Origin of the sequence: Neisseria sp. HMSC065C04, from assembly GCF_001815375.1 — a bacterium.
GTDB lineage: Bacteria > Pseudomonadota > Gammaproteobacteria > Burkholderiales > Neisseriaceae > Neisseria > Neisseria flavescens_D.
Genome location: NZ_KV820394.1, coordinates 1 through 3,353 on the forward strand (window position 1 = coordinate 1; position 3,353 = coordinate 3,353).

Consider the following 3,353-nt stretch of genomic DNA (forward strand, 5'->3'; position numbering starts at 1 on the left):
AAAAAATCCTCTTTCCCAAAAGGAAAGAGGATTTTTCAAGTTTACCTAATTGCTTATTTCTTTTCTTTAGGCATTTGAGATACCAATGACAAGTTGACATCCAAGCCTTCGATTTGGAAATGTGGACGGGCAAACAGGCGGACTTTGAAGAAACCCGGGTTGTCTTCGATATCTTCGACCAATACTTTTGCCTCTCTCAACGGATGTGTTGCCTGCAACTCGTCGCTCGGGTCGGTCATTTCCGTTACCAGGGTATTGATCCAATTATTCAGTTCCAACTCAAGCATGCGGCGGTCTTTGGTGGTACCGATGTTTTCACGCTGAATCAGTTTGAGGTAGTGCGCCAGACGGGAAAGCAGGAAGACGTAAGGCAAACGGGCGTTAATGCGGCTGTTTGCGGTTGCCTCCTTGGTCTCATACAACGCGGGTTTCTGAGCTGAGTTGGCGGAGAAGAAGCAGGCGTAATCACGGTTTTTATAGAAAGACAGCGGAACAAAGCCCAGATTGGCAAATTCGAATTCACGGGTTTCCGGAATCAGGACTTCTGTCGGGATTTTCATTTGATTGCCGGTGCCCAAGTCGTACATGTGAATAGGCAAATCTTCAATCAAGCCGCCGGCCTGCGGGCCGCGAATTTGGACGCACCAGCCGTTATTGATGAAGCTGCGCACCATATTGGCGGCAAAGGCGAATGATGCATTTGCCCACAAATAGCGGTTATGCTCCGTACCTTTTACCTGTTCTTCATAATTGAAGCTGCGGACAGGCACGGTGTCGCTGCCGTACGGCAGACGGGCGAGGAAGCGGGGAAGGGTCAAGCCGATATAGCGTGCATCGTCTGTCTCGCGGAAGCTTTTCCATTTGATGTATTCGGCGCGGTCCATATAGTTGGCCAAATCTTGGATGGCGGCCACTTCCTCCATGCTTTCTTTGCCGAAGAAAGATGCGCCGACCGAGCCGATAAATGGCATATGTGCAGAAGCGGAAACACGCGAGATATTGCGCAGCAAAGCCATATCTTGAGGGCTGCGGTCAAATTCGTAGTTTGAAATCACGGCGCCGATAGGTTCGCCGCCCGGGGTGTCGTATTCGTTGCTGTAAGTGTGGCGGTACAGTCCGCTTTGCACGATTTCAGGCGCATCTTCAAAGTCTTGAATCAAATCTTCTTTGGAAACATCAAGAATTTCAATTTTGACATTGTGACGGAAGTCGGTTCGGTCGACCAAGAATTTCAAACCGCGCCATGCGGATTCGATTTTTTGAAATTCTTCGTTATGGAGGATTTCATCCAGTTGACGGCTGAGTTGTTCGTCGATACGGGCAATGTGGTAATCGAGCAGGCTTTTGTCCAGGCGTTCCACTTTTTGGGAAGAGTCTTGGATCATTTTCATGAAGACGCTGACGGCTGCGGCGATACGCTCGTCGGCAGAGGCTTCCGACATTTTCTCGGCACTTTGGAATTGCTCGATATCGATGACGGAGTCAACGGCGTTCAGATTGATTTTTTTACACAGATCTTCATAAACACTGTTTGTGCTTTCTTGTTCGATAACTGTAGTTTGGGCTTGGGCCTTTTGGCTTTTTTGCATATTTGAATCCTTACGGGTATTTCAGACGGCCTTTGATGTTACTTATTATTGATAGGTGCGATTTTTTCAAGACGGTCGCGCAGTTCGGCAGACAGGTTTTCGTCACGCAGAATGGCTTCCAATTCGCGACGGAAAGCAGAATCGTCCAATAAGTTGGATTTCAAATCGCGAAGCAGGTTGCGCATAGCCAGCAAGGCACGCAATTCCGGCACATTCTGGGCAATTTGTTCCGGATGGAAGTCGCGCATGGATTTGAAATCCAAATTCACATTCATCTCGCCGCCGGCAGGAGAGAGTGTGTTTTTGACGGTCAGATTGGCTTTAGGATTGAAATCGGATAATACTGAATCAAAGTTGTTTTTGTTGATATTGACTTTTTCTTTTTCGGCAAGGTCGCGTTTATCTTGGCCGTTGCTGTAATCGCCGGTTACTAAAAGCTTAAGCGGCAACTCAACCTTTTTTTGTGCGCCGCCGGTATGCAAGTCCAATTTAATATTGATACGGGAAGGCGGAACTTCGTTTTGAAAACTTTTGCTCACGATGAAATTTATCCTTTTTTGATAGATTAAATGACACTTATGTCATTTTTTCAAATAAAATGCAAGGTATGGGGTCAGGAAATATCCTGATTGGTTAGTATAAATGTTAGACAGATAGCTTGTCTATCGTATTCAAATTTACCGGAAAAAGGTTTTTCAGTGAAATTTCACAAGCCGTTATGGGAAGAGGGGGTACTCTTATCGCCTCAACATTTTCAACAACAAGACAAATTCAATAATCATATGCATGCCCTGTTAATGAGAATGATGGGGGATTTTAGATGGGGCTGTTTTCAATGTGAATTTGACCGTCAGGCATTAGAAGTTGGAAAAATCAAATTAGATACACTTCAAGCATGCTTGCCGGATGGCACCTTAATTGATTTGCAGGCCGGCGGACGCCACGTCAATGTGCGCAATATCGAAGGTCTGCCTTTACAGCAACGAAATGTTGTATTGTTGGCACTGCCAGTCTATCAGGCACATGTTTCAAATTTGGTAGATGAGAATGAAACCAAAGATACGCCCAAGCGCTTTGTTAAGAGCTTTGAGAAGGTGGAGGATATTTTCTCTACCGAGGAAACAGAGTTTGCGGTGGAGGGATTGAATCTCACCATTCGTTTCGATTTTGAACAAAATGACGACTATATTACCTGTCCTATCGGTGCAATAGAGAAAGATGAGACGGGTGCTTTTGTTTGGGCTAAAAACTATATCCCGCCATTGTTATCCATAACAGGGTCAGAAACTTTATTCTCTTGTCTTAACCGCATCACTTTGATGGTATTATCCCGTATAGAGAATTTGTCTGCCCGCCGCCGCTCTCGGAGCGAAAGTGTCGTTGATTTTTCAGTTTCCGATTCGATGCTGTTTTGGTTTTTGCATGGCTTAAATACCATTTATCCGGAATTGAAGCACCTGAATGATTACCCGCAGAAGCATCCGGAAGAGTTTTATAAACTTTTAGTACGCCTGCTGGGTATGCTGTATACCTTTAGAGCTAACGAGTCCGTTAAAGAAATAGACTCATATGATCACTTTGATTTGTTTGGAACATTCAACCGTTTGGAACAAAAGATCCGTGATTTGCTGGATGAGGTTATTCCTTCCCCTGTTATCGAATTGTCACTGGAGCATCTGAAATCGACGCATTGGCGCGCCCAGATATTTGATGACCGAATCAATGCTGATGCAGAGTTTTATCTTTCCGCCCATTCCGACTCCG

Annotated in this window: 3 protein-coding genes; 1 reads left to right on the plus strand and 2 read right to left on the minus strand. The window is 45.3% G+C overall.

The window, feature by feature from the left end:
* Positions 1 to 53: 53 nt before the first annotated feature.
* Together tssC and tssB are read right to left on the minus strand one after the other, a co-directional pair.
* Positions 54 to 1,589 carry a type VI secretion system contractile sheath large subunit gene (gene tssC, locus HMPREF3022_RS02430; RefSeq protein WP_049332198.1) on the minus strand — a complete coding sequence of 512 codons (1,536 nt, stop codon included), beginning with the start codon at positions 1,587 to 1,589 and terminating at the stop codon, positions 54 to 56.
* A gap of 38 nt (positions 1,590 to 1,627) precedes the next feature.
* Positions 1,628 to 2,128 (minus strand): type VI secretion system contractile sheath small subunit, encoded by a 501-nt coding sequence (tssB, locus tag HMPREF3022_RS02435; RefSeq protein ID WP_049332195.1) that lies wholly within the window; start codon positions 2,126 to 2,128, stop codon positions 1,628 to 1,630.
* A gap of 159 nt (positions 2,129 to 2,287) precedes the next feature.
* Here tssB and tssK point away from each other — a divergent pair.
* On the plus strand, positions 2,288 to 3,353 hold a 1,066-nt coding region (gene tssK, locus HMPREF3022_RS02440; protein WP_070765091.1), incomplete at its 3' end, for a type VI secretion system baseplate subunit TssK.